Origin of the sequence: Desulfurivibrio alkaliphilus AHT 2 (assembly GCF_000092205.1) — a bacterium.
Lineage (GTDB): Bacteria > Desulfobacterota > Desulfobulbia > Desulfobulbales > Desulfurivibrionaceae > Desulfurivibrio > Desulfurivibrio alkaliphilus.
This window is the reverse complement of sequence record NC_014216.1, coordinates 946703-968838: the sequence shown is the minus strand read 5'-3', so window position 1 is coordinate 968838 and position 22136 is coordinate 946703. Positions and strand designations below refer to the sequence as shown.

The window sequence follows — 22136 nt, the reverse complement described above, 5'->3', positions numbered from 1 at the left end:
ACGCCAAGGGCAAAGTTGAACTGATTAGGGTCGGGCTGATCGCCCGAAGATGCGGTGCGGCTGTACGTTTAGCTTTAAACCAGCAGATCGTCATCTCCATAACGGTGTTTGTGCTTGAGCCGGGCGGCCAGCCAGGGTTGGCGGGTGAAAAAATAGGCGATCAACAGGCAGAAAATCAGCCAACCCACCCCGTACAGCAGCAGGTGAATGGTGGCATAACCCTCGTAATTGTCGGCCAGATCGCCGCGGATGGCCACCAGCAGCAGGATCAGCAGCACCAGCGGGGTCAGGTAGCGGATAAAAAAGTTCCAGATCTGCGGCACCTTGCTGCCCAGTTTGTTGATATGCTGCCGCAGTTTTTCCGGCCCGACGTACCAGCCGATGATCAGACACTGCAGCAGCCCACCCAGCACCAGGCCGTAGTTGGTGATAAAATGATCGGTTATATCAAGCAGGTAAAGCCCGGCCCGGGAGGTAAAGATCAGGCTGCCGGTGATCCCCAGCAAGCACAGGGCGGTGACCACCTTTTTGCGGCGCCAGTTGAACTTGTCGGTCAGGGCGCAGGTAAAGGCCTCGACCAGCGAGACCCCGGAAGTGAGGCCGGCGATGATCAGCACCAGAAAAAACAGGGCGCCGAAGAGGGAGTTGAAATCCGGCAGCAGCGAAATGGCCTGGGGGTAAACAACAAAGGCCAGCTGCGGGCCGCCGACGATGGCCTCATCGAAGGTTACCCCTTGGCTGAAAGCCATGAAACCGACGATGCCGAAGACCGCCAGGCCGGCAAAAACCGAATAACCGCAGTTAACCGCCGCGGTGATCAGGGCGTTTCTGGCCAGGTTGGTTTTGGCCGGCAAGTAACTGGCATAGGCGATCATGATCCCAAAACCCAACGAGAGGGTGAAAAATATCTGCCCGAAAGCGGCCACCCAGACCCGGGCGGCGGCGGCCCGGGCTTCGGGGTCGGCGGCCAGAAAATTAATTTTATGCCAGTCGGCGGAGAGGTAGTTGTCGCGAATTCCTTCCCAGGCGCCATCCAGTTGCAGGGTCCAGAAGACGATAACGGCGGTGAGCAACAACAGCAGGGGCATGAAGATTTTGGCCGCCACTTCAATACCGTGGCGGATGTCGCGGTAACAGATGAACCAGCAACTGAACCAGACCAGGGCGGTGGCCAGCAGAATAGGCAGACGAAAGCCGCCGAATTCGGCGGGGGAAGAGGAGAGCTGCAGGAAATCGTTGAAAAAGAAAGTTTGGGGATCACTGCCCCAGGCCAGGGTGAAGGAGTGAAAGAAATAGTTGACGCACCAACCGATCACCACCGAGTAATAGAGCATGATGCCAAACATGGCCACCACCGGCATCCACCAGCCCAGCAATTCGAAGCGGGGACTGAGGCGGGCAAAAACCATGGGTGAGGAGCCCTTTTCCCGGTGACCAAGGCCGTATTCCAGCAAAATGATGGGAATACCCGCCACCGCCAGGGCGACCAGATATGGTACCAGAAAGGCCCCGCCACCGTGCTCATGGGCCATGTAACTGAAGCGCCAGATATTGCCCAGGCCGATGGCCGAGCCGATGGCGGCCATCAAAAAACCCAGGTTGCTCTGCCAGAGGCTGCGTGATTTGTGCATGGTTTATTCCTTGGCATTCCACTGATAATGGTAAATCATAGCGCTGCCATAATAGCATAACACATTGAAATAACAAGTTGATTGTGCGCGATCTTCATGGTAATACCTGCCAGCGCGCAACGTGCAATTAAAAAAACAAAAATATTTTTTAAATGGTAGATGTTATGAAAAAAATTCGCGTCGGCGTCATCGGGGTGGGCCACCTGGGTAAGTTTCATGCCGCCAAATACGCCGCCATGGAAGAGGCCGAACTGGTGGGGGTTGCCGATGTCAATCCGGAGCTGGCCCAGAATGTGGCCGCCGAGACCGGCACTACCCCTTACCAGGATTACCGGCAACTGCTGCCCCAGGTTGACGCGGTCAGTGTGGTGGTGCCCACCGTTCACCATCACCGAGTGGCCATGGATTGCCTGGGGCAGGGAATCGATGTAATGGTGGAGAAACCGATGACCACCACCCTGGCCGAGGCCGATGAACTGATCACCCAAGCCGCGGCGGGCCGGCGAATCCTGCAGGTGGGGCATATCGAGCGCTATAACCCGGCGGTTACGGCGCTGGAACAGTTCCTGACCCGGCCGCTGTTTATTGAATCTCACCGCATTCACGTTTTCAAACCCCGGGGGCTGGATGTTGACGTGGTGCTGGACCTGATGATCCATGACATCGACATTATTCTCAGCATTGTGGATTCCCCCATCAGTTCAATCCATACCGTGGGCGTACCGGTGGTGACTCCCAGCACCGATATCGCCAATGCCCGGATCATCTTTGAAAACGGCTGTACGGCCAATATTACCGTCAGCCGGGTTTCCAAGGAAAACGTGCGCCGGCTCCGCATCTTCCAGCCGCAATGTTACATTTCAGTGGATTACGCGGCAAAGTCGCTGATGCTCATTCGCCTCAAGGATCAGCTTAACGATCAGGGGCTGCCCCAGGAGGAGATCACCCACCATAAGCTGCCGGAACAGGATGCCCTGGAAGAGGAGTTGCGGGATTTTGTGAGCAATGTCCGCCATCGTACCACCCCCAAAGTGGACGGCAAGCAGGGCCGCCAGGCCCTGCAGGTGGCCCAGGAGATCATGGTCCAGATTGCCGAAAACTTTCGTCGCTACAGCGACGTGTTGCAGCGCAGCTGAACGAGCCTGCCATGTCTTCTTCCCACGTCCTGATTGTCGCCGGTGAGGCCTCCGGCGATATGCATGGCGCCAACCTGGTGCGGGCCTTGCGCTCACAACGCCCGGGAATCAAGATCAGCGCCATGGGCGGCAGCGCCCTGGCGGCGGAGTGTGAGTTGATCTATGACTCCAGCCGCCTGGCGGTGGTGGGCCTGGTGGAGGTGTTGGGGCATTTGGGGGGAATTCTGGCCGCCCGGCGGCGGCTGATTGACTTCCTTAAGGAACAGCGGCCGGATCTGTTGATCCTGATCGACTATCCCGATTTCAATCTGCTGTTGGCCGCCCAGGCCAAAAAGCTGGGGATCCGGGTGCTCTATTACATCAGCCCGCAGGTTTGGGCCTGGCGGCGGGGCAGGGTGGCTAAGATCAAGCGGCTGGTCGACCGCATGGCGGTGATTTTGCCCTTTGAGCAGGAATTTTACCGGCGTCAGGGGCTGGCGGTGGATTTTGTCGGCCATCCCCTGGTGGATGAGTTGGCCCCACTGGTGGCCCAGCGAACCGTTTTGCCGGTTGATGAACAGCAGGGTGGTAACGGGCAGGCCTCTTTAAAGGCGGCAGCCGGTTTGGGGGTTGAAGATGAGGGGCGCCCGGTGATCGGTCTGGTGCCGGGCAGCCGCCGCCGGGAGGTTGCCGCTTTGTTGCCGGTTTTTTTGGCCGCCGCCGACCGGCTGGCCAAAAAGCTTGAACAACCGCCGATTTTCCTGTTGCCCATGGCACCCGGGCTGCGCCATGCCACCCTGCAAGAGCATGGCCTGGAGCGTTACCCGGAGCTTGATATCCGGGTCAGCCGGCAGGATCGCCACCGCACCATGGCCGCCTGCGATGCGGCCATGGCCGCATCGGGCACGGTCACCCTGGAACTGGCCATCCTGGGAGTACCCACGGTGGCGGCCTACCGGGTTTCCACTTTCACCTATCTGGTCGGCCGACTGCTGGTAAAGGTGCCTTACGTCACCCTGGTCAACCTGGTGGCAAAACGGGAGGTGATCCCCGAACTGATCCAGCACCAGGCCGAACCGGCGACCATCAGCCGGGAAATCGTCGAACTGCTGACCAACCAATCTCGCCGCCGGGCCATGCTCCAGGACCTGGCCGAGGTTCGGCAAAAACTCGGCGGCGGCGGCGCCTCCCAAAAAGCCGCCGAACTGGCTCTCTCTCTACTTAATTAAATAATACGTTTACGTTTGTTGGCGGATCGCTTCGTACAGCACCACCGCCGCCGCCTGGGCCAGGTTGATACTGCGGATGGCCGGATTGCTCATGGGAATTGCGCAGCAGCGATCGGCATAGAGGGCAAGCGTCTCCTCGGGCAGCCCTTTGGTCTCTTTGCCGAAAACCAGAAAATCCCCGGGTTGAAAACGTACTTCGGTGTACAACCGATCGGCTTTTTTGCTGAGAAAGTGCAGGCGCTGTTCGTCCTGGGCGGTGAGAAAGGCATCCAGGTCGGACCAGTTGACGATTTTTATCTGGTCCCAGTAATCCAGCCCGGCCCGCTTGAGATGCTTGTCGTCGATTTTAAACCCCAAGGGGTGCACCAGATGCAGAATGGTATCGGTGGCCCCGCAGAGGCGGGCGATACTGCCGGTGTTGGGCGGGATTTCCGGTTCCACCAGCACCACGTTAAACGGGACCGGCAGTAATAAGCGGTCATGGCGACCCTTGGCTGTCGACATGGGCGGTCTACAGCAGGGTCAGACCCTGATCAGGGTCCACGGTGATCCGGCTGACTCGCACCGCTTGTTCTTTTTTTCCCAGGTTATCAGCCAGTTGCACAAGATCACCGAGGTGGGCCTGGAAGCGGGCCAGGGCCTCTCCTGCAAGCTCCGAACGGGGGGTGAAGCGCATGGCCATGGGGTTGATGAACTCGCCGTTGTGGCGAATCCGGTAGCAGACATGGGGGCCGGTGGCCAGGCCGGTGGCGCCCACATAGCCGATGATGTCGCGCTGGCGCACCCGGTCGCCGACCTTCATTCCTCTTTTGAACCCGGAAAGATGGGCGTAGTAAGAGCGGTAGCCGTTGCTGTGTTCCAGGATCACCATGTTGCCATTCCCGCCGTCCCGGGAGCGGAAGACCACCCGGCCGTCGGCGGTGGCCATTACCGGGGTGCCGGTGGGGGCGGCCAGATCAACGGCCAGGTGCGGCCGCACTTCGTTGAGAATGGGGTGCATCCGGCGGCGGTTAAAGCCGGAAGTTACCCGGGCCATGGGGACCGGTGAACGCAGAAAAGAAGCCCCCAGTTCCCGGCCGTCAGGGTCGAAATAAGAGGCCTTGCCATCTTCGGGGGTATAGCGGATGGCCTCCAGCACTTCCCCCCGGCTTTGTTCATAGCGGGCGTAGAGGATGGGCCCGTAGCCGACAAACTCGTCGTCCCGGTAATACTTTTCAAAAACCAGTTGAAAGTGGTCGCCCTTTCTGATTTCCACATTGAAGTCCATGCGGGAGGCAAAAATTTCGGCAAAGCTGTAGATTAGCCGGGCCTGCTCGCCGTGGATCTGGAAGGCGGCAAAAAGGGAGGACTCAATCCGGCCGCTTATTTTTTTGGTTTGCCGCTCGAGGGTGACGCTCATTTTTTCCGCCTGAAAGCGGTGATCGTCGATTCGCCGTACCAGGTAGACATTCAAGGGGCCGGATTGATAGCGGTATTCAACCACGGCGTTGTCATCATCGAGTACGGCCGTAAAACGGTCCCGGGGGCGCAGGGAGCGAAAATCCAGCAGGCCGTCCAGGGCGTTGATGATTCGGCTACGGTCACTGCCGTTGATCTGGGCCCGTCGCAGGGCATCATTAAGGGTATCGCCGGAGCGCAGTTCACCCTCGATGTGGGTGTAACTTTCCGGCCAGAGCGGCTCCGAGGGACGGTTCAGGGCCTGGGTTTCCACGATTTCCGCCAACTCGGCCGTCGCCAGTTGCTTGGCCACGGATTCCTCAAGTTCGGGCAGTTCAGGCGGGGTCGGCAGTGAAGCCGGGGTGATGTTGGCAAAAAAAAGTACCGCCCCCGCAACCGTGAAGGTTATCGCCAGAGTGGCAAAGTGGGTGCTATTAAGGAAGTTTTTCCCTGAGTAAACAAAGCTTTGAATGATATCTTTGAGGGTTTTTTTCATGTTTTTCGACTCTCTTTTTCGGCAATATCTTAATGCCCGGATAGTGAACCCCACGGGCCTTATTGTTTCACGAAACCCTTTACTTGCTCGCGACTTATTGTTGTTTTTGCGTGTTTTTCGCAAACCCTTGTGCGGCGCGGGATAGCGGTTCATCGCACTTCTTTTTTTTAGCAAAATTCATACTTTAACTCAAGCAAAAAAACTTTACTGGATAATAACCTTCTCTTGATTTTTCCTGGCCAGGAGTTATTTTGATTCGTTCTGTGCTTAATCATGCAATGGTAACTGAAACCAAGTAAGGCAATAATCAAATGGCGCTAATTGTTCAAAAGTTCGGCGGCACCTCGGTGGCCGATCCCGACAAAATCAAGGCCGTGGCCCGGCGGGTGTTGAGTAAACAGCGTGAGGGGCACCGGATGGTGGTGGTATTGTCGGCCATGGCCGGGGAAACCAACCGTTTTGTCGATCTGGCCGGCCAGATGCAGGATAGTCCCGACCCCCGGGAGATGGACGTACTGCTGGCTTCCGGTGAACAGGTAACGGTTTCCCTGTTGGCCATGGCCGTCAAGGCCATGGGCTCCGATGCCGTTTCCCTGCTGGGAGATCAGGTTAAAATTCACACCGACGACCGACATACCAAGGCTCGGATCCTGGATATCGACCAGGAGGTGATCAATCGCCACCTGGACGCCGGCAAGGTGGTGGTGGTGGCCGGTTTTCAAGGGGTTACCGCCGACGGCGAGATCACCACCCTGGGACGCGGGGGGTCGGACACCACGGCGGTGGCCCTGGCGGCGGCCCTTAAGGCCGACCAGTGTGACATCTTCACCGACGTTGAAGGGGTTTATACCACCGATCCCAACATCTGTGCCTCGGCCCGCAAAATCGACCGCATCTCTTATGATGAGATGCTGGAGCTGGCCAGTCTCGGGGCCAAGGTTCTGGATATTCGTTCGGTTACCATCGCCAAGCGGCACAAAGTGCCGGTGCAGGTCCGGTCAACTTTTACCAATAATGAAGGCACTTGGGTTGTCGAGGAGGACAAAAGCATGGAATCCAATCCGGTCTCCGGGGTTACTTATAATCGTAACGAGGCCCGTATCACCGTAAGCAAAGTGCCGGACACCCCCGGCACCGCCTCCCGGCTCTTCAGTCCCATTTCCCGGGAAGGGATTGTGGTGGACATGATTATTCAAAATACCCGGGACGGCAATTTAACCGACCTGACCTTCACCGTGCCCAGAACCGATTACAAAAGGGCCATGGAGGTGCTCAAACAGGCGGCGGCGGAAACCGGAGCGGAAGGGGTGACCGGCTCGGAGAACATCTGCAAGGTTTCCATTGTCGGGGTAGGTATGCGCAATCATACCGGGATTGCCACCACCATGTTCGAGGTGCTGGCCAACGAGGGGATCAATATTCACATGATCAGCACTTCCGAGATCAAGATCTCCTGCGTAATCGACGAAAAGTATACGGAACTGGCGGTACGCGCCCTGCACGACGCTTTTAAGCTGGCCGAATGAGACCACGATATGAACGAAAAACTGACCATATACGATACAACCTTAAGGGACGGCACCCAGGCGGAAAACTTCAACCTGTCGGTGGAAGACAAGGTGCGCATTACCTTGAAGCTCGATGAGTTGGGGATCGATTTCATCGAAGGCGGCTGGCCCGGCGCCAGCCCGGCCTCCACCCGCTATTTTGAAGAGATCCGCAATTATGAGCTTAAACATGCGGTGGTAACCGCCTTCGGCAGCACCCGCAACTTCAGCAAGCCGCCGGAGGAAGATCCCAACCTGGCCGCCCTGCTGGCCGCCAAGACTCGGGCCATCACCATCTTCGGCAAAAGCTGGGATATCCATGTCCGGGATGCGCTGCGCATCGAGCTTGAGGACAACCTGCAAATCATTGAAGATTCACTGGCTTACCTGCGCCCCCAGGTGGAGTTTCTGTTTTACGATGCAGAACACTTTTTCGATGGTTATAAGGCCAACCCCCAGTACGCCCTGCAAACCCTGGAGCGGGCGGTGGCCGGCGGGGCTCAGTGCCTGGTGCTGTGCGACACCAACGGCGGCACCCTGCCCGGTGAGGTGGCCACCATCATCGGCGAGGTAAGCCGGCACCTTAACAGCCTCACCGTTAAAACCTCCGTGGCCCCAAGGCCTGCGGAAGGGGAGGGGGGGGCTGAATTACCGGTGGAGTTGGGCATTCACGCCCACAATGACTCCGAGTGCGCGGTGGCCAACTCCCTGGTGGCCGTGTCCCTGGGGGTCCGCCAGGTGCAGGGTACCATCAACGGCATTGGCGAGCGTTGCGGCAACGCCAACCTGACTTCGATCATGCCCGGCCTGGCCCTGAAGATGAAGCACTATTTCCCGGCCGCTGAGAACCTGCATAAACTCACCGAAACCTCCCGCTTTGTTTCTGAACTGGGCAATCTGGCGCACCACAAGTACCAGCCCTACGTGGGGCAGGCGGCTTTTGCCCACAAGGGCGGGATCCATGTCAGTGCGGTCAAGCGCAACCCCCTGACCTACGAACATATCGACCCGGAACGGGTGGGCAACATCCGCCGGATCCTGATCTCCGACCAGGCCGGGCGCAGCAACGTGCTGCACAAGGCCAAGAAATTCGGCATCGACCTGGACAGTAAGGATCCGCTGGTCAGCTCCATTCTTAAAAAGTTGAAGGAGCTGGAGACCCAGGGGTTCCAGTATGAAGGGGCGGAGGCCTCTTTCGAGTTGTTGATGCGTAAGGCCCTGGGAACCTGCAAAGAGTACTTCCACCTGCTGGGCTACAAGGTGATCAGCCAGAAAGACCCCTGCGCCCTGGGGCCCGAAGAAGAGGTGGTGGAAGAGGCCACCATCCGCCTGGAGGTGGGAGGGGAACTGGTGCATACTGCAGCCCTTGGTCACGGCCCGGTCAATGCCCTGGACAATGCCCTGCGTAAAGCGTTGTATGGCTTTTATCCCCAGTTGGAACAGGTGGAGTTGCAGGATTATAAGGTCCGGGTGCTGGCCAGCGAACATGGGACCGGGGCCCGGGTGCGGGTACTCATAGAGTCCAGCGATGATGATTCCACCTGGGGCACGGTGGGGGTTTCCCACGATATCATCGAGGCCAGTTGGCAGGCCCTGGTGGACAGCATTACCTACAAATTAATGAAAGACGAGCGACAACGGCAGGCTGAAGGGTAGGGTAGAGTTGGAGCGGGAAAACCTCAGCCGGCTGTTGTTGCTGCTTCTGGGGCTGGGCCTGTGGCTGGCCGGCTGGTCGGCGCTGGGCTCGTCATCACCGGCAGCCGGGGAACTTGCGCAATACCGTTGGCTGGCCGACTCCCAGCGACCGGCCGGCATTTACCGCCTGCCGGCGGCGGCCGCCGCTGCCGATGAGGCAAGTGTTACCGGGGGCACCTTCAACTCCCGGATAAAGCTGGGGGCCAACACCCCGCCACACTTGGCCCTCTTTACCTTTCAACCCCTGGCCGTGAATCGAGCCGATGCCCGTACCTTGAGGCTGCTGCCGGGCATCGGCCCCACCCTGGCCGGGCGGATCGTGGAGTACCGCACCTCGCACGGCTCATTTCAAAGTCCCGAAGAACTGCTGCAGGTTCAAGGTATCGGGCCCAAAACCCTTGCGGCCATCCGCCCTTTAATTACCATTGATTAACCATGTTTCTTGCTATATCATCATTTAATAGTCCGCTGAAAGAACGAGGATGGTTTTTTCAACGGGCTATTAAAGTAAAGTTTGGCGAGCAATGGCACCGTTTTGCTGTTTAGTTGTAAATTGTCAGTTACAAGGAGGCGAGTTCATGACAGGCAAGAGAATTGTGGCGCTGGTTGTGGCCCTGGCGGCCTTGCTGTTTTTTTCCCTGCCGGCCCTGGCCGATGATCAGCTTTTTCGGCTGGAAAGGGTGAAGCTTGCCGCTGAGGTGGTGGAGCGGGAACCGGTGGGGGTGGCGGACACCTTCAGCGCCGACCAGGAAAGGGTGTATGCCTTTATTGAGGCCCGTGAGGTGCAGGCGGATACCACGGTTAATTTTATTTGGTATCGCAATGAACAGGAAGTGGCCACGGTACCGTTGCCGTTGCGCAAAAGCCCGCGCTGGCGCACTTTTTCTTCTGTCACCATCCAGGATCGCAGCGGCGATTGGCGGGTTGAGTTGCACGACGAGCAGGGCAGGGTGCTGTGGGCGGCCGATTTCCGGGTGGAATAGCCCGGCAGCCCGGCCTCTCCTAACAGTATCTGGCAAAAAGTACGGCTAACGGGCTATATCTATGCCGCCAGCGCCAGCCCTTTTTGCCAGCTCTTCCATGTTGCGCCGGACCTGGTCGTATTCTTTCGCGCTGAGCCCGGCGCCCCGACCGACGATTTCCGCCATGGCTGCGGTGAGAAAATCACCGGGGCCATGGGCGTCGGCGTTGATTACCAGGCGGGCGCCCACCTTGCGGGCCAGGGCCGCCACATGGCCGTTGGTCAGGCTGTGGCCCTTGCGTCCGGAGAGTTCCAGAAAAACCCCTCTTTCCGCCGCCAGCTCGGCATCTTCCAGGCTAAGCCGACCGGGATGGGCCAGGATATCGACTTCGGCCTCAATGGCGGCCCGGTTGGTACCGGGCTCAACCGGCTCCATTACCGTTTCGCCGTGTCCGACCACGATTCGCGCTCCCAGCTTGCGGGCTTGGGCGGTCAGTTGTGCAAACAGGGCCGGCGGCACATGGGTCAGTTCAATGCCGGGGATCAGTTGGGCCGAGGAGTGGGGGTTGAGCCGCTCAGCCGCCTGAACCAGGCGGGGGATAATAAAATCCAGGTTGGAAGAATCGGCATGGTCGGTAATGGCCACCGCCTGGTAACCCAACACCGCCACCCGGCGCAAATGTTCCGCCGGTACCAGTTCACCGTCGCTGAACAGGCAATGGGTATGCAGATCAATCATTTAGCTCTCCTCATCCGGCCGCGCAGGCTGTGCCGGCAGGCCTCTTCAAGATAAACATCGACCAGTTCTCCGGGGCGCAAGGAGTCCGGGCCGGTGAAGTTGACAATCCGGTTGGTGGGGGTGCGGCCGCTCCACTGCCCGTCACTGTTTTTGCTCCGGCCTTCCACCATGACTTCCACCGTGCTCCCCACCATGGAGCGGCCGATTTCCCGGCTTATTTCTTCCTGTCTTTGCTGCAACAGGCTTAAACGGCGGCTCTTGACCTCTTCCGGCACTTTGTCGTCGAAAGCAGCGGCAGCGGCATTGGGCCTGTCTGAATATTTAAACGAAAACGCAGAGTCATAGCGCACAAAGTTGACAAGTTCCATGGTCGCTTCGAAGTCGGCCTCGGTTTCACCGGGAAAGCCGACGATCAGGTCGGTGGTGATGGCGATATCCGGTCTTACCCGGCGCAGTTGGGCCACCCGGGCCAGGTAGTCGGCCCGACTGTATTTGCGGTTCATCCGTGCCAGAATGCGGTCGGAACCGGATTGTACCGGCAGGTGAAAATGGGGGCAGAGTTTATTTAGTTGGGCAAAACAGTCGATCAACTCCGGGGAGAGATCTTTGGGGTGCGAGGTGGTGAAGCGCACCCGGTAAATACCCTCCACCGCCACCACGGCCTGCAGCAAAGCAGGGAAATCGTCAATCTGCCCGGTGGTCCCGGCCGGGCCGCGATCCTGGCCGTAGGAGTTGACATTCTGCCCCAGCAGGGTGACCTCCCGCACGCCATGGTCCGCCAGGTGGCGCACCTCATTGATGATATCTTCCGGTTTGCGGCTGACCTCCCGGCCCCGGGTGTGGGGCACCACGCAATAGGTGCAAAAATTGTTACACCCCTGCATGATGGTCACAAACCGCTTGTGGTTGGTTGCCGTGCCGTTGACCTGGGGCAGGAAAGGAGGGATGACAAAGTCTTTGCTCAGCTCCGTGGCGGTGGTGCGGGTTGCTTGCCGGCGGGCGCTTTCCACCAGTTCGGGTAAACGGTAAATGTTCTGGGGACCGATCACCAGATCCAAATGGGGCATTTTTTTCAGCAGGTTTTCACCGTCCTGCTGGGCCACACAACCCGCCACGGCAATTACCAGCTCGGGGCGCCGTTTTTTCAGTCTCCGGTAGCCTCCCAGCAGGCTGTATGCCTTTTGAGCCGCTTTTCCTCGAATACTGCAGGTATTAACCACAATACAATCGGCCTCTTCGGGGCGAGAGGTTTCAAGGTAAGCGGCCTGGCTCATCAGCTGGGTCATGATCTCCGAGTCGCGCTCGTTCATCTGGCAGCCGAAAGTTTCAATATAGAGGTTTCTGGTCTCGGTCATCTTTAATGGTTGCAGACTTCAATGTTCAGTTTACGGTTTTTTCGACTTCAAAATTTGGGTGCGCTTGTCCAAGCTGCAAGGGAAGGGCGGTTAGCAATTCCTCGATTTCCGCCTGGTTGCCGGCGGGGTAACGCAGCATCACCACCCCCTGATGGCGGTCCAGGGTGGTGAGTATGGCCAGGTTGTCGTAAGACTCCAGAATAAACCGAAATAAACCGATTTTTTCAGGGGTTACGGTTAAAACCAAAGATTCGCTACAGCTGTTCACGAAAACCTCACACCCGCAGGCTGCTGTCCATGTCTCCCAGCAGCTCATGGTAACGGGCCAGCCGCGGTTCCACTTCTTCGGCCAGGAACTCCTCGGTCTGGGCCTCGGCCCGGCCGGTAAATTCGGCAGGATTGGCCAGCATTCCTTCCAGTTCGGCCAGGGTGAAGGGCATGGCCGGATCGGCGGCCAACCTGGCCAACAGGTCATTGTCGCCACCTTCCTCCTTGACCCTTTTGCCCGCCGCCACCGAATGTTTCTTGATCACCTCATGCATCTCCTGGCGGCTGGCGCCCTTGCGAACCGCCGCCATGAGAATCTTTTCGGTGGCCATAAAGGGCAACTCCTGGCGTAGGTACCTCTCGATTTGTTTCGGGTAAACAACCATATCCGAGGTAATGTTCATATACAGCCGCAAGATGGCATCGGCCAGCAAAAAGGCTTGGGGAATATCCATCCGGCGGATGGCCGAGTCGTCCAGGGTGCGCTCGAACCACTGGTTGGCGTAGGTGGCGTAAAAGTCCGGCACCAAACCCATCAGCTTGCGGGCCAGGCCGGTCATCCGCTCGGAGCGCATGGGGTTGCGCTTGTAAGCCATGGCCGAACTGCCCACCTGATTTTTGGCAAAGGGCTCTTCCTGGACCTTAAGGTTGGAAAGCAGGCGCAGGTCAACGGCAAATTTGTGGGCCGAAGCGGCAACACCGGCCAGTACCTCGGCGATCTTGACATCCAGCTTGCGGCTGTAGGTTTGCCCGGTAACGGGAAAAACCTCGGAAAAACCAAGCTTTTTAGCCACAAGTTGATCCAGTTCCCGCACCTTTTTATGGTCTCCGTCGAACAGCTCCAAAAAGGTAGCCTGGGTGCCCACAGTACCTTTGGCACCCCGGGCCTTGATCTGGCCCTCCAGCCATTCAACGGCCTCCAGGTCCATGAGCAGATCCTGGAGATAAAGGGTGTGGCGCTTGCCCACCGTGGTGGGCTGGGCCGGCTGGTAATGGGTGTAGCCCAGGGTGGCCAAGGCTTTATGCTGGCGGCAGAATTTGTTCAGGTTGACCACCACCTGCAGCAGGGCCTTTTTAACCAGTTGCAGGGCCTGTTTTTGCAGCAGCAGATCGGTATTGCAGCCGACAAACTGCGAGGTGGCGCCCAAGTGGATGATGGGTTCGGCGGTGGGACACTGCTTGCCGTAAGCATAGACGTGGGCCATGACATCGTGGCGAATCTCCTTTTCCTTGGCCGCCGCCGTGTCAAAGTCGATATTTTCGGCATTTGAACGCAACTCTTCCAGCATCTCCGCGGTTACCAGATTATCCAGACCCAGTTCGTGCTGGGCCTCGGCCAGGGCGATCCAGCAGCGCCGCCAGGTGGAAAACTTGCTGCGCTCGGAAAAAAGGGCCTGCATCTCGGGGCTGGTGTATCGGCTGACCAACGGCTCCTGGTAAACTTCACGGTTCATACAACTTCTCCGGTTTTTGTAATTATCTAGCTGGAACAACGAACATATCACAATAGTCCCAGGCGATTGAACGAATATGGCTAAGGCCAGGGTTTAAGAGCAGTATTCTTACCAGAATTTTAACCAAAACGCAGCAAACTAATCTCCACCGGCCGAGGTTTAGGGTTTCAAAGGAGGTTGGCAAGGGGCAAGGCAAGAAAAGGCAGAGCAAGAAGCAAGCAGCTTGCAGCCTGGACGGGTGCCGTGAAAACCGGTAGCGGCGGGTTTGGCGGCGGCCGGGCACATGGACGTGCAGGAGGCTGCCGCCACCTCGGAGGCGGGCAGGATGCCCGCCGAGCTTAGTCTGTTTTTGTCGGCAGAACTGCCGACAATGAGCCGCTACCGGTTTTCGCGGCACCCACACCGTTGCCACAACCAATTTTCAAGGCACCCACACCATGGCCACACCAATATTCACGGACACTCACCATGGCAACAACCAACAACTTTACAGTTGGCCCTGCAAGTATGTGCTACCACATAATTCCCCCAAAGATTTTCCAGCAGATACCACATTATTTCTTAGTGTCGCATAATGTATATTATGTATAGTTTGCACAACCACGATAAAAAAGGCAGTTGCGTGATGGCTGGTTTTAAAAACTCGCCACTGCCCTGCCAATTATGGTTTGCCGTTCAGCTTGTTGGTTTGATGGATTTGGCTTGCAGTTGCCAGGCCACTCGGCCCTGGTAGATGTTGCGCCGGAGAGCAAAAATCAACTCCACCGGCCCCGGGTTTGATGGCTTGAGAGAGTTGCCGTAGTTAAAAGCAATCCCCGGCAAATTGAAATCTTTTTGCTGCCAGCGAAAACGCAGGTGGTTTTGCTCCCGGCCCACTACGCCGGCCTGGGCCAGCGGCCCTTTAACCTGGAACAACGGCTCGGGATTGCCCGGCCCAAAAGGCTCCAGCAGATGATAATTAGTGGTCAAGCCGGCATCAATGCGACCATCGGCAAAATGCCAGTCCACGGTGATGGTTGGCTCAGGTTGCCGTTCTGCCATTATCCGGCCGGCCGCTTCATTGAGTTGGGCTTGAAATTCAGCCAGCCGACCAGGATCAAGGGTGACCCCTAAAGCCGCCGCGTGGCCGCCGTATCCCAGCAGCAGCTCGCTGCAGGCGTCCACCATGGCCAGCAGATCAAGCCCTTCGAAGCTGCGCCCCGAGCCCCTCAGGATATTCGGGCTTTCGTAGCCAAACAGGATTACCGGCCGGTTAAAATCCTGTTGTAATCGGGTGGCGGCAATTCCCAGTACGCCGGTATGCCAGTTTTCGTCGGCCAGTACCAGCACCTGCATCTTCTGCTGCTCGCTGGCTGCCGCCCGTTCTTTGGCCTGCCGGTAAACCTGGTCACTCAACTGGCGCCGCCAGCGGTTCAGCTCTTCCAGTTCCGCCGCCAAGGCTTGCGCTTCGGCGGGATTGTCGGTGATCAGCAAACGAAAAGCTGTTTCCGGGGTAGCCACCCGGCCGGCGGCATTTAACCTGGGGGCTAAGGAAAATGATATATCTTCCGGGTAAATCGCCCTTTTTTCGCTGCCTTCCCCTTTCGGCGGCTTGATCCCGGCGGCGACCGCCAGTGCCACCAGGCCGGGGCGGCGGCTTTCCTGCATTACCTCCAGGCCGGCTCGTACCAAAATGCGGTTGGCGCCGCGCAAGGCGACCATATCGGCCACCGTTCCTAGGGCCACCAGGTCCATATATTCCTTTAAATTGACCGGTGGTTGATCGGCAAAGAAACCTTGGCCCGCCAGATGGCGCCGCAGCCCCATCATCAGGTAAAACGCCACCCCCACCCCGGCCAGATTTTTGCAGGGAAACGGGCAACCGGCCTGGTGGGGGTTAAGGATGGCGGCCGCCGGCGGCAGGGTGTCTTCAGGCCGGTGATGATCGGTGACAATCACCGTGTACCCCAACTCCCGGGCCTCGATCAGAGCCTGGTGGTCGCCGATACCGCAATCGACGGTGATCAGCAGCGGCCTGGCGTTGCCACCCAGTTTGGCGCGCAGTTCGGCCAGCAAATGGGCATGTACCCCGTAGCCATCTTCACCGCGGTGCGGCAGCAGATAGTACAGGTCCCGGCAGTTTAAATTTTCCAGGAATTTATAGAGCACCGCCCCGGCGCTGAGGCCGTCAACATCGTAATCGGCATACACCACGATGGGTTGTCGGCTGCCCATGGAATTGGCGATCAACTCCACCGCCCGGGACATCCCCAGCATCAGATCGGGATCCGGCAGATCGGCCAGATTGGGGCGCAAAAAGCTTTCGATACCTGCCCGGTCGCGGTGCCCCCGGCGCAGCAACACGGCCACCAGTGCTTCCGGCAAGCCCAGGTCAAGCGCCAGGCTTTTACAGCAGGACAGATCAACCTGCCCCCTCTCCCCTTTTCTTTCGCCGCCGGCGGACTGGTACTTCATGTTTGATTGTTATTACTTTGAATTAAGGCGTTTTTGTCGCCATCGTCAGCGCCCATGAAGCGGAAGAACAGGATCAGGTAATGGGCGCTTGACACCAGGGTCACCAGGGCGGTGGCAATGATCAGGTAGTCCTGCAAAAAGAGCAGCCACAAGAGGTATTCCAGCCCTAAAAAGTAGATCACGGTGACCAGCTGAAAAACGGTGGTCAGTTTGCTGCTGTAGGTTGGTGCGATCTGGAAACGGCGACCGGTGAGGACCAGGATGCCGAAACCGATGATGATCAGCAGATCGCGGCTGACCACCAGGACCGTCAGCCACTGGGGAATGACCCCCAGCACCGCCAGGATGATAAAGGTGGTGATCAACAGGGCCTTGTCGGCAATGGGGTCCAGAATGGCTCCCAGGCGGGTTTTTTGCTTGAGCAACCGGGCCAGGAAGCCGTCCAGGCCATCGCTGATGCCGGCGATAATGAACACCAGCAGGGCCAAGTTGTATTTTTCTTCCAGCAGAAAGATCGCCAGCAGGGGTACGAGCAGGATTCTGATGATGGTGATTAGGTTGGGGATATTCATTAGCTTTGCTCTATAACCCCTTTAATTGTCGTTAAATCTTCTGGTTTGCACCACTTAATACCCGCGGTTTGCCGAAACCAGGTGAGCTGGCGTTTGGCATAGCGGCGGGTATCCCGGGCCAGCAGTTCCCTAGCCTGTTCCAGGGTCCAGGAACCGTTGAGGTACTGTACCATGTGGCGGTAGCCGATGGCCTGCATGGGGGGCAGTTCCGGGCCGTAACCCCGGTCCAGCAGCCCTTGAACTTCGTCGATCAAGCCGGCCGCCAGCATACTCTCCACCCGGCGGTTAATCCGTTCATACAAAATATCCCGCTGGCAGGCAAGCCCGATCACCGGCACCTCCGGCGGCAGCAAGGCGTGTTGCCGGCTTTGGCGCAAATGTTCCGACCAGGGAATGCCGCTGTGGTAAAAAATTTCCAGGGCCCGCAGCAGCCGTTGCCGGTCGTTGGGGTGAATGCGCCCGGCCGATTCCGGGTCCAGCCGCTGCAGCTCGGTATGCAGGGCCGCCCCGCCCTCTTCAGCCAGCCGGCGGGCCAGCTCGGCCCGCAATTGCTCATCAACCGGGCCCAGATCAAAAATCCCCTCCCTCAGCCCCCGCAGATAAAGGCCGGTGCCGCCGGTGAGCAGCGCCGCCTTGCCCCGCCGGCCGATGTCGGCCAATGCCTTGGCGGCGTCGGCCAGAAAACGGGCCAGGCTGTAATCTTCATCGGGATCGACGATATCAATTAAATGATGGGGAACCAGGCGCCGTTCTTCCGGGGTGGCCTTGGCGGTGCCGATATCCAGGTAACGGTACACCTGCATGGAGTCGACACTGATGATTTCGGCATCATAAGCCCGGGCCAATTCCAGCGCCAGAGCGGTCTTGCCCACCGCGGTGGGGCCCACCAGGCAGAAAACGGTTGTTGACCGGTCGTTTTTTCTGTAAATTCCCAAATCTTGCCCAAAATTTTTCATGGTTTTTCGCTATTCATCAAAGTACAGCCAAGGAGCAAAAAATGCCGGAGCGTATTTTTAATTTCAGTGCCGGGCCGGCCACCCTGCCGCCGGAGGTGCTGGCCCAGGCCTCCCGTGATCTCGTCAACTACCGCGATCTGGGGATGAGCATCATTGAAATGAGCCACCGATCCAAGGATTTTATCGCGGTTACCGAGCAAGCCGAACAACTGCTCCGGGAACTGCTGGATATCCCCGCCAATTACCAGGTGCTTTTTCTTCAGGGCGGCGCTTCCACCCAGTTTGCCATGATCCCCATGAACCTGCTGGGGGCCGGCAAAGACAAAAAAGCCTGTTATCTCAATACCGGGGTCTGGGCCAAGAAGGCCATCAAGGAGGCCAAGCTCTTCGGTGAGATCGATGTGGCCTACTCCAGCGAGGCCGAGGTTTACAACCACGTCCCCGCCGACGGCGACTACCAGGTGGACGATAAGGCCGAATACCTTTATTTCGTGTCCAATAATACCATTTACGGCACGCAATTCCAGAGCTTTCCCGCCACCCATGTGCCCCTGGTCTGCGATATGTCCTCCGATATCCTCTCCCGGCCCTTCGATATCCGCCCGTTTGGCCTGGTTTTTGCCGGGGCCCAGAAAAACATGGGCCCGGCCGGGGTCACCACGGTGATCATCCGCGAGGACCTGCTCGACCGGGCCCCGGAAAACCTGCCCACCATGTTCAAATACCGCACCCACGCCGACCAGGGCTCCATGTTCAACACCCCGCCCTGTTTCGCCATTTACGTGGTGGGGCTGGTGTTGGAATGGTTGAAAAACCTGGGCGGCCTGGCGGCCATTGAGCGGATCAACAAGGAAAAGGCGGCGCTGTTGTACGACACCATCGACCGGTTGGACTTTTACCGCGGCCATGCCCGCCGGGATTCCCGCTCCTTGATGAACGTCACCTTCAATTTGCCCACCCCGGAGCTGGAAGCCAAGTTCATCCAGGAAGCCGCCGCCCGGGGAATGAGCGGCCTCAAGGGGCACCGTTCGGTGGGCGGTTGCCGGGCCTCCATCTACAACGCCTTCCCCCGCGAAGGGGTGGAGCAACTGGTGGAGTTCATGGCGGAATTCGCCAAAAACAACTAAGCTGGTGGACTATCAGGGGGAACATCTGATCCGCCCGCCCAGCGAGGCGGACAGCATCATCCTGCAGGTAACGGTGGGCTGCTCCCATAACCGTTGCACCTTCTGCGGCACTTACCGGGCGGAAAAATTCCGCCTTAAAGACGAGGCGACCATCGCCGCCGATCTGGCCTTTGTCGCCCGCCATTGCCGCCGCCAGAGCCGCATTTTCCTGGCCGACGGCGATGTCCTGATCCTGCCGCAAGAGCGCTTGCGCCGGCTGTTGCAGGATATCAGGCAGCAGGCACCATGGGTCAAGCGGGTGCGCCTGTACGCCAATGCCAAGGCGGTGCGCCACAAAAGCGTGCAGGAGCTAAAAGAACTGGCCGAGCTGGGGTTGGACCGGGTCTATCTGGGCCTTGAAAGCGGTCACGACCCCACCCTGACGGCCATTGAAAAAGGCAGTACCGCCGCGCAGATGATCGACGCCGGCCAGGCGGTGCGCGCAGCCGGGCTCTTTCTCTCGGTCACCGCCCTGCTCGGCGTTGCCGGTTGGGAAAACTCGGAGGCCCACGCCGAGGCCACCGGCCGGGTACTGGCGGCCATGGAGCCCAACCAGGTGGGAGTTTTGACCCTGATGCTGCTGCCCGGCACCCCGCTTTACCAGGCGGCCGGGCGAGGTGATTTCATCCTGCCCGACCAGGCCGGCCTGTTGCGGGAACTGCGCCTGATGGTAACCGCCATGGGGGAGCTGCGCTGCCAGTTACACAGCAACCATCCTTCCAACTATCTAGCCATTAACGCCAGGCTGCCCAGAGACCGGGAAGCGGTGCTCAACGCCATAGACCGGGCCCTGGCCGGCGAGGTCGGCCTGCGCCCGGAAGCGCTGCGCGCCTTGTAAATGGTAATGGTGAAATTTTCCGGGTTAAGGAAAGCAGTGGACACCGAAAAAGTTGATCTGAAAAACATGACCCTGCCGGAACTCACCGCCTGGGTTGAGTCCCTTGACCTCAAGCCCTTCCGGGCCCGGCAGATCTTTGCCTGGATTCATCGGCCGGATTTCACCGATTTCAGCCAAATGACCGACATCGCCAAGCATGTGCGGAGTCTCTTGGCCGAAAAGGCCTTTCTCAGCCGCCTGGAGCCGGACAAGGTGGAGTCTTCCCAAGACGGCACGGTCAAATTCGCCTTCCGCCTGGCAGATGGACAGCTCATTGAAAGCGTGCTGATCCCGGAAGATGACCGCTACACCTTGTGTGTTTCCTCGCAGGTGGGCTGCGCCATGGGGTGCCGCTTTTGCCTCACGGCCACCATGGGTTTCAAGCGCAACCTGGAAGCGGCGGAGATCGTCGGCCAGGTGGACGCCGCCCTGCGCTGGCTGTTGGCCCGGCCGGGGGCGACAGGGGAGAAAACACGAATCAACAACCTGGTGTTCATGGGCATGGGAGAGCCGCTGTTGAATTTCGACCACCTGCTCCGGGCCATCAAAATCCTGATGGAACAGCGGGGGCACGATTTTTCCGGTCGCCGGATCACCGTTTCAACTTGCGGTATCGTGCCAAAAATGAAGGAACTGGGCGAACAGGTGCCGGTCAACCTGGCGGTTTCCCTGCATGCCGCCGACAACGACATCCGCGATCAGTTGATGCCGATCAACAAAAAATATCCCCTGGAACAACTGCTGCGGGCCTGCCGGGAATACCCCCTGCCGCCGCGGCGGCGGATCATGATCGAATATGTAATGATCAAAGACCTCAACGACTCCGTCGCCCAGGCCAGGTTGCTGGTCAAAAAGCTGCACGGAATCCGCTGCAAGATCAACATCCTGCCTTACAACGAAAATCCCGACTCCCCCTACCAGGCCCCCGATGAAGAAACGGTGGAGAATTTCCGCCAAATCCTGCGCCGGGCCGGCCACACCACCCTGCTGCGCCAGAGCCGGGGGGCCGACATCTCCGCCGCCTGCGGCCAGTTGGCGGTCGGGGACAACAATCTTGAATAGTGAGGATTGCTACCATGAGCACTACCCCCGACAACCAAACTGAGGTCAAGCCGGCAGACTTCACCGCTGCCGATCTGTCCTCCTTGTGCCAGGCCATAACCCCGGCCGATGCCGCCGTCTTGAACCGGGCCCAGGCCAGGCTGGACAACCTCACCAAACCCCAGGGCAGCTTGGGCAAGCTGGAGATGCTGGCGGCCCGGACCTGCGCCATCACCGGCCGCCTGGACTGCCGCCTGCAGCGCAAGATCATCCTTACCTTTGCTGCCGATCACGGGGTGACCGAGGAAGGCATCAGCAAGTTTCCCCCCGAGGTCACCATCCAGATGATCCATAATTTCCTCGGCGGCGGCGCCGGGGTCAACGTGCTGGCCCGCCACGTGGGGGCCGAGGTGCGGGTGATCGATGTGGGCGCGGCCGGCGAGGTGGCGGCCGACGGGCTGATCAGCCGCAAGGTCCGGCCGGGTACGGCCAACATCGCCAAGGGCCCGGCCATGAGCCAGGAGGAAGCCCTGGCCGCCATCAAGGTGGGCCTCGACACGGCCCGGGAGGCCATTGCCGACGGGGCGGAAATTCTCGGCACCGGCGAAATGGGGATCGGCAACACCACCCCCTCGGCGGCCCTCTTTGCCGCCCTGCTGCCGGTACCGGTAAACCTGGTCACCGGCCTGGGCACCGGCATTGACCAGCAGGCCCGGCAACGCAAGGTCGAGGTCATCGAACAGGCGCTTAAGGTTAACCATGCCCAACTGACCCAGCCTTTGCCGGCCCTGGCGGCGGTGGGCGGTTTGGAAATTGCGGCCATCTGCGGGGTAATTTTGCAGGCGGCCAAAAGCCGGGTGCCGGTGGTGGTGGACGGCTTTATCTCCAGCGCCGCCGCCCTGGTGGCTATGAGGCTGGCGCCCCTGGTGCGGGATTATTGCTTTTTCAGCCACATGTCCGCCGAGCAGGGCCACAAGATTTTCTTCCAGGAGATGGAACTGGAACCCCTGCTGCACCTGGACCTGCGCCTGGGTGAAGGCACCGGCGCCGCCCTGGCCATGGGCCTGGTGGACGCCGGCCTGAAAATCATGCACGAAATGGCCACCTTCGGCGAGGCTGGGGTGAGCCAAGGGTAAAAGCCGCT

The 22136-nt window shown here is 58.9% G+C and carries 20 protein-coding genes; 10 read left to right on the top strand and 10 right to left on the bottom strand.

Features of this window, described 5'->3' with window-relative positions; all coding sequences use genetic code 11:
• Window positions 1–74: 74 nt before the first annotated feature.
• Window positions 75–1631: a sodium-dependent transporter gene (locus DAAHT2_RS04120; protein WP_013163047.1), complete on the bottom strand. Its 1557-nt coding sequence runs from the start codon at window positions 1629–1631 to the stop codon at window positions 75–77.
• Window positions 1632–1795: 164 nt separating this feature from the next.
• On the opposite strand from DAAHT2_RS04120, the gene DAAHT2_RS04115 reads away from it, so the two are divergent.
• Together DAAHT2_RS04115 and lpxB are read left to right on the top strand one after the other, a co-directional pair.
• Window positions 1796–2767 (top strand): Gfo/Idh/MocA family protein, encoded by a 972-nt coding sequence (locus DAAHT2_RS04115; RefSeq protein ID WP_013163046.1) that lies wholly within the window; start codon window positions 1796–1798, stop codon window positions 2765–2767.
• 11 nt (window positions 2768–2778) lie between these two features.
• A complete protein-coding gene (gene lpxB / locus DAAHT2_RS04110) occupies window positions 2779–3975 on the top strand; it encodes a lipid-A-disaccharide synthase (RefSeq protein ID WP_013163045.1) in 1197 nt (398 codons plus the stop codon).
• A 9-nt stretch (window positions 3976–3984) separates the two neighbouring features.
• On the opposite strand, the gene DAAHT2_RS04105 is transcribed toward lpxB, so the two are convergent.
• Window positions 3985–4479, bottom strand: coding sequence for a tRNA (cytidine(34)-2'-O)-methyltransferase (locus tag DAAHT2_RS04105; RefSeq protein WP_013163044.1), 495 nt, complete (start codon window positions 4477–4479; stop codon window positions 3985–3987).
• A 7-nt stretch (window positions 4480–4486) separates the two neighbouring features.
• On the bottom strand, window positions 4487–5908 hold the full coding sequence (locus DAAHT2_RS04100) for a M23 family metallopeptidase (protein WP_013163043.1): 1422 nt from the start codon (window positions 5906–5908) through the stop codon (window positions 4487–4489).
• 311 nt (window positions 5909–6219) lie between these two features.
• Between DAAHT2_RS04100 and DAAHT2_RS04095 the strand changes: the two genes are divergently transcribed.
• From DAAHT2_RS04095 to DAAHT2_RS04080, 4 genes are all read left to right on the top strand, one after another.
• Window positions 6220–7434: an aspartate kinase gene (locus DAAHT2_RS04095; protein ID WP_013163042.1), complete on the top strand. Its 1215-nt coding sequence runs from the start codon at window positions 6220–6222 to the stop codon at window positions 7432–7434.
• A gap of 9 nt (window positions 7435–7443) precedes the next feature.
• Complete coding sequence (cimA, locus tag DAAHT2_RS04090; RefSeq protein ID WP_013163041.1) at window positions 7444–9111, top strand: citramalate synthase; 1668 nt, start codon at window positions 7444–7446, stop codon at window positions 9109–9111.
• Window positions 9112–9118: 7 nt separating this feature from the next.
• A complete protein-coding gene (locus DAAHT2_RS13780; protein WP_013163040.1) occupies window positions 9119–9583 on the top strand; it encodes a ComEA family DNA-binding protein in 465 nt (154 codons plus the stop codon).
• A 145-nt stretch (window positions 9584–9728) separates the two neighbouring features.
• Complete coding sequence (locus DAAHT2_RS04080; RefSeq protein WP_013163039.1) at window positions 9729–10133, top strand: DUF2914 domain-containing protein; 405 nt, start codon at window positions 9729–9731, stop codon at window positions 10131–10133.
• A 45-nt stretch (window positions 10134–10178) separates the two neighbouring features.
• On the opposite strand, the gene DAAHT2_RS04075 is transcribed toward DAAHT2_RS04080, so the two are convergent.
• The 7 genes from DAAHT2_RS04075 to miaA form a co-directional block, all read right to left on the bottom strand.
• Window positions 10179–10850, bottom strand: a complete 672-nt coding sequence (locus tag DAAHT2_RS04075; protein ID WP_013163038.1) for a histidinol phosphate phosphatase domain-containing protein — start codon at window positions 10848–10850, stop codon at window positions 10179–10181.
• Complete coding sequence (gene miaB / locus DAAHT2_RS04070; protein WP_013163037.1) at window positions 10847–12205, bottom strand: tRNA (N6-isopentenyl adenosine(37)-C2)-methylthiotransferase MiaB; 1359 nt, start codon at window positions 12203–12205, stop codon at window positions 10847–10849. The genes DAAHT2_RS04075 and miaB overlap by 4 nt, the downstream gene beginning before the upstream one ends.
• 25 nt (window positions 12206–12230) lie before the next feature.
• Entirely contained in the window at window positions 12231–12473 is a 243-nt protein-coding gene (locus tag DAAHT2_RS04065) for a DUF4911 domain-containing protein (RefSeq protein WP_013163036.1), read from the bottom strand.
• A gap of 7 nt (window positions 12474–12480) precedes the next feature.
• Window positions 12481–13926, bottom strand: a complete 1446-nt coding sequence (gene purB / locus DAAHT2_RS04060) for an adenylosuccinate lyase (RefSeq protein ID WP_013163035.1) — start codon at window positions 13924–13926, stop codon at window positions 12481–12483.
• A 675-nt stretch (window positions 13927–14601) separates the two neighbouring features.
• Window positions 14602–16380, bottom strand: coding sequence for a single-stranded-DNA-specific exonuclease RecJ (gene recJ / locus DAAHT2_RS04055; protein WP_013163034.1), 1779 nt, complete (start codon window positions 16378–16380; stop codon window positions 14602–14604).
• Window positions 16377–16952, bottom strand: coding sequence for a CDP-alcohol phosphatidyltransferase family protein (locus DAAHT2_RS04050; RefSeq protein ID WP_013163033.1), 576 nt, complete (start codon window positions 16950–16952; stop codon window positions 16377–16379). Before DAAHT2_RS04050 ends, recJ begins: the two co-directional genes overlap by 4 nt.
• Window positions 16952–17908, bottom strand: coding sequence for a tRNA (adenosine(37)-N6)-dimethylallyltransferase MiaA (miaA, locus tag DAAHT2_RS04045; RefSeq protein WP_013163032.1), 957 nt, complete (start codon window positions 17906–17908; stop codon window positions 16952–16954). The genes DAAHT2_RS04050 and miaA overlap by 1 nt, the downstream gene beginning before the upstream one ends.
• A 41-nt stretch (window positions 17909–17949) precedes the next feature.
• Here miaA and serC point away from each other — a divergent pair, with 41 nt between their 5' ends.
• Genes serC through cobT form a run of 4 tightly spaced genes read left to right on the top strand, consistent with a single transcriptional unit; the run spans window position 17950 to window position 22128 of the window.
• Window positions 17950–19035 carry a 3-phosphoserine/phosphohydroxythreonine transaminase gene (serC, locus tag DAAHT2_RS04040; RefSeq protein ID WP_013163031.1) on the top strand — a complete coding sequence of 362 codons (1086 nt, stop codon included), beginning with the start codon at window positions 17950–17952 and terminating at the stop codon, window positions 19033–19035.
• Between the two features lie 4 nt (window positions 19036–19039).
• Window positions 19040–19912 (top strand): radical SAM protein, encoded by an 873-nt coding sequence (locus DAAHT2_RS04035; protein WP_013163030.1) that lies wholly within the window; start codon window positions 19040–19042, stop codon window positions 19910–19912.
• Window positions 19913–19948: 36 nt separating this feature from the next.
• Complete coding sequence (gene rlmN, locus DAAHT2_RS04030; protein ID WP_013163029.1) at window positions 19949–21013, top strand: dual-specificity RNA methyltransferase RlmN; 1065 nt, start codon at window positions 19949–19951, stop codon at window positions 21011–21013.
• 14 nt (window positions 21014–21027) lie between these two features.
• The gene (gene cobT / locus DAAHT2_RS04025) at window positions 21028–22128 is read left to right on the top strand and encodes a nicotinate-nucleotide--dimethylbenzimidazole phosphoribosyltransferase (RefSeq protein WP_013163028.1); all 1101 of its coding nucleotides are present in this window, start codon (window positions 21028–21030) and stop codon (window positions 22126–22128) included.
• The last annotated feature ends 8 nt before the right edge of the window (window positions 22129–22136 follow it).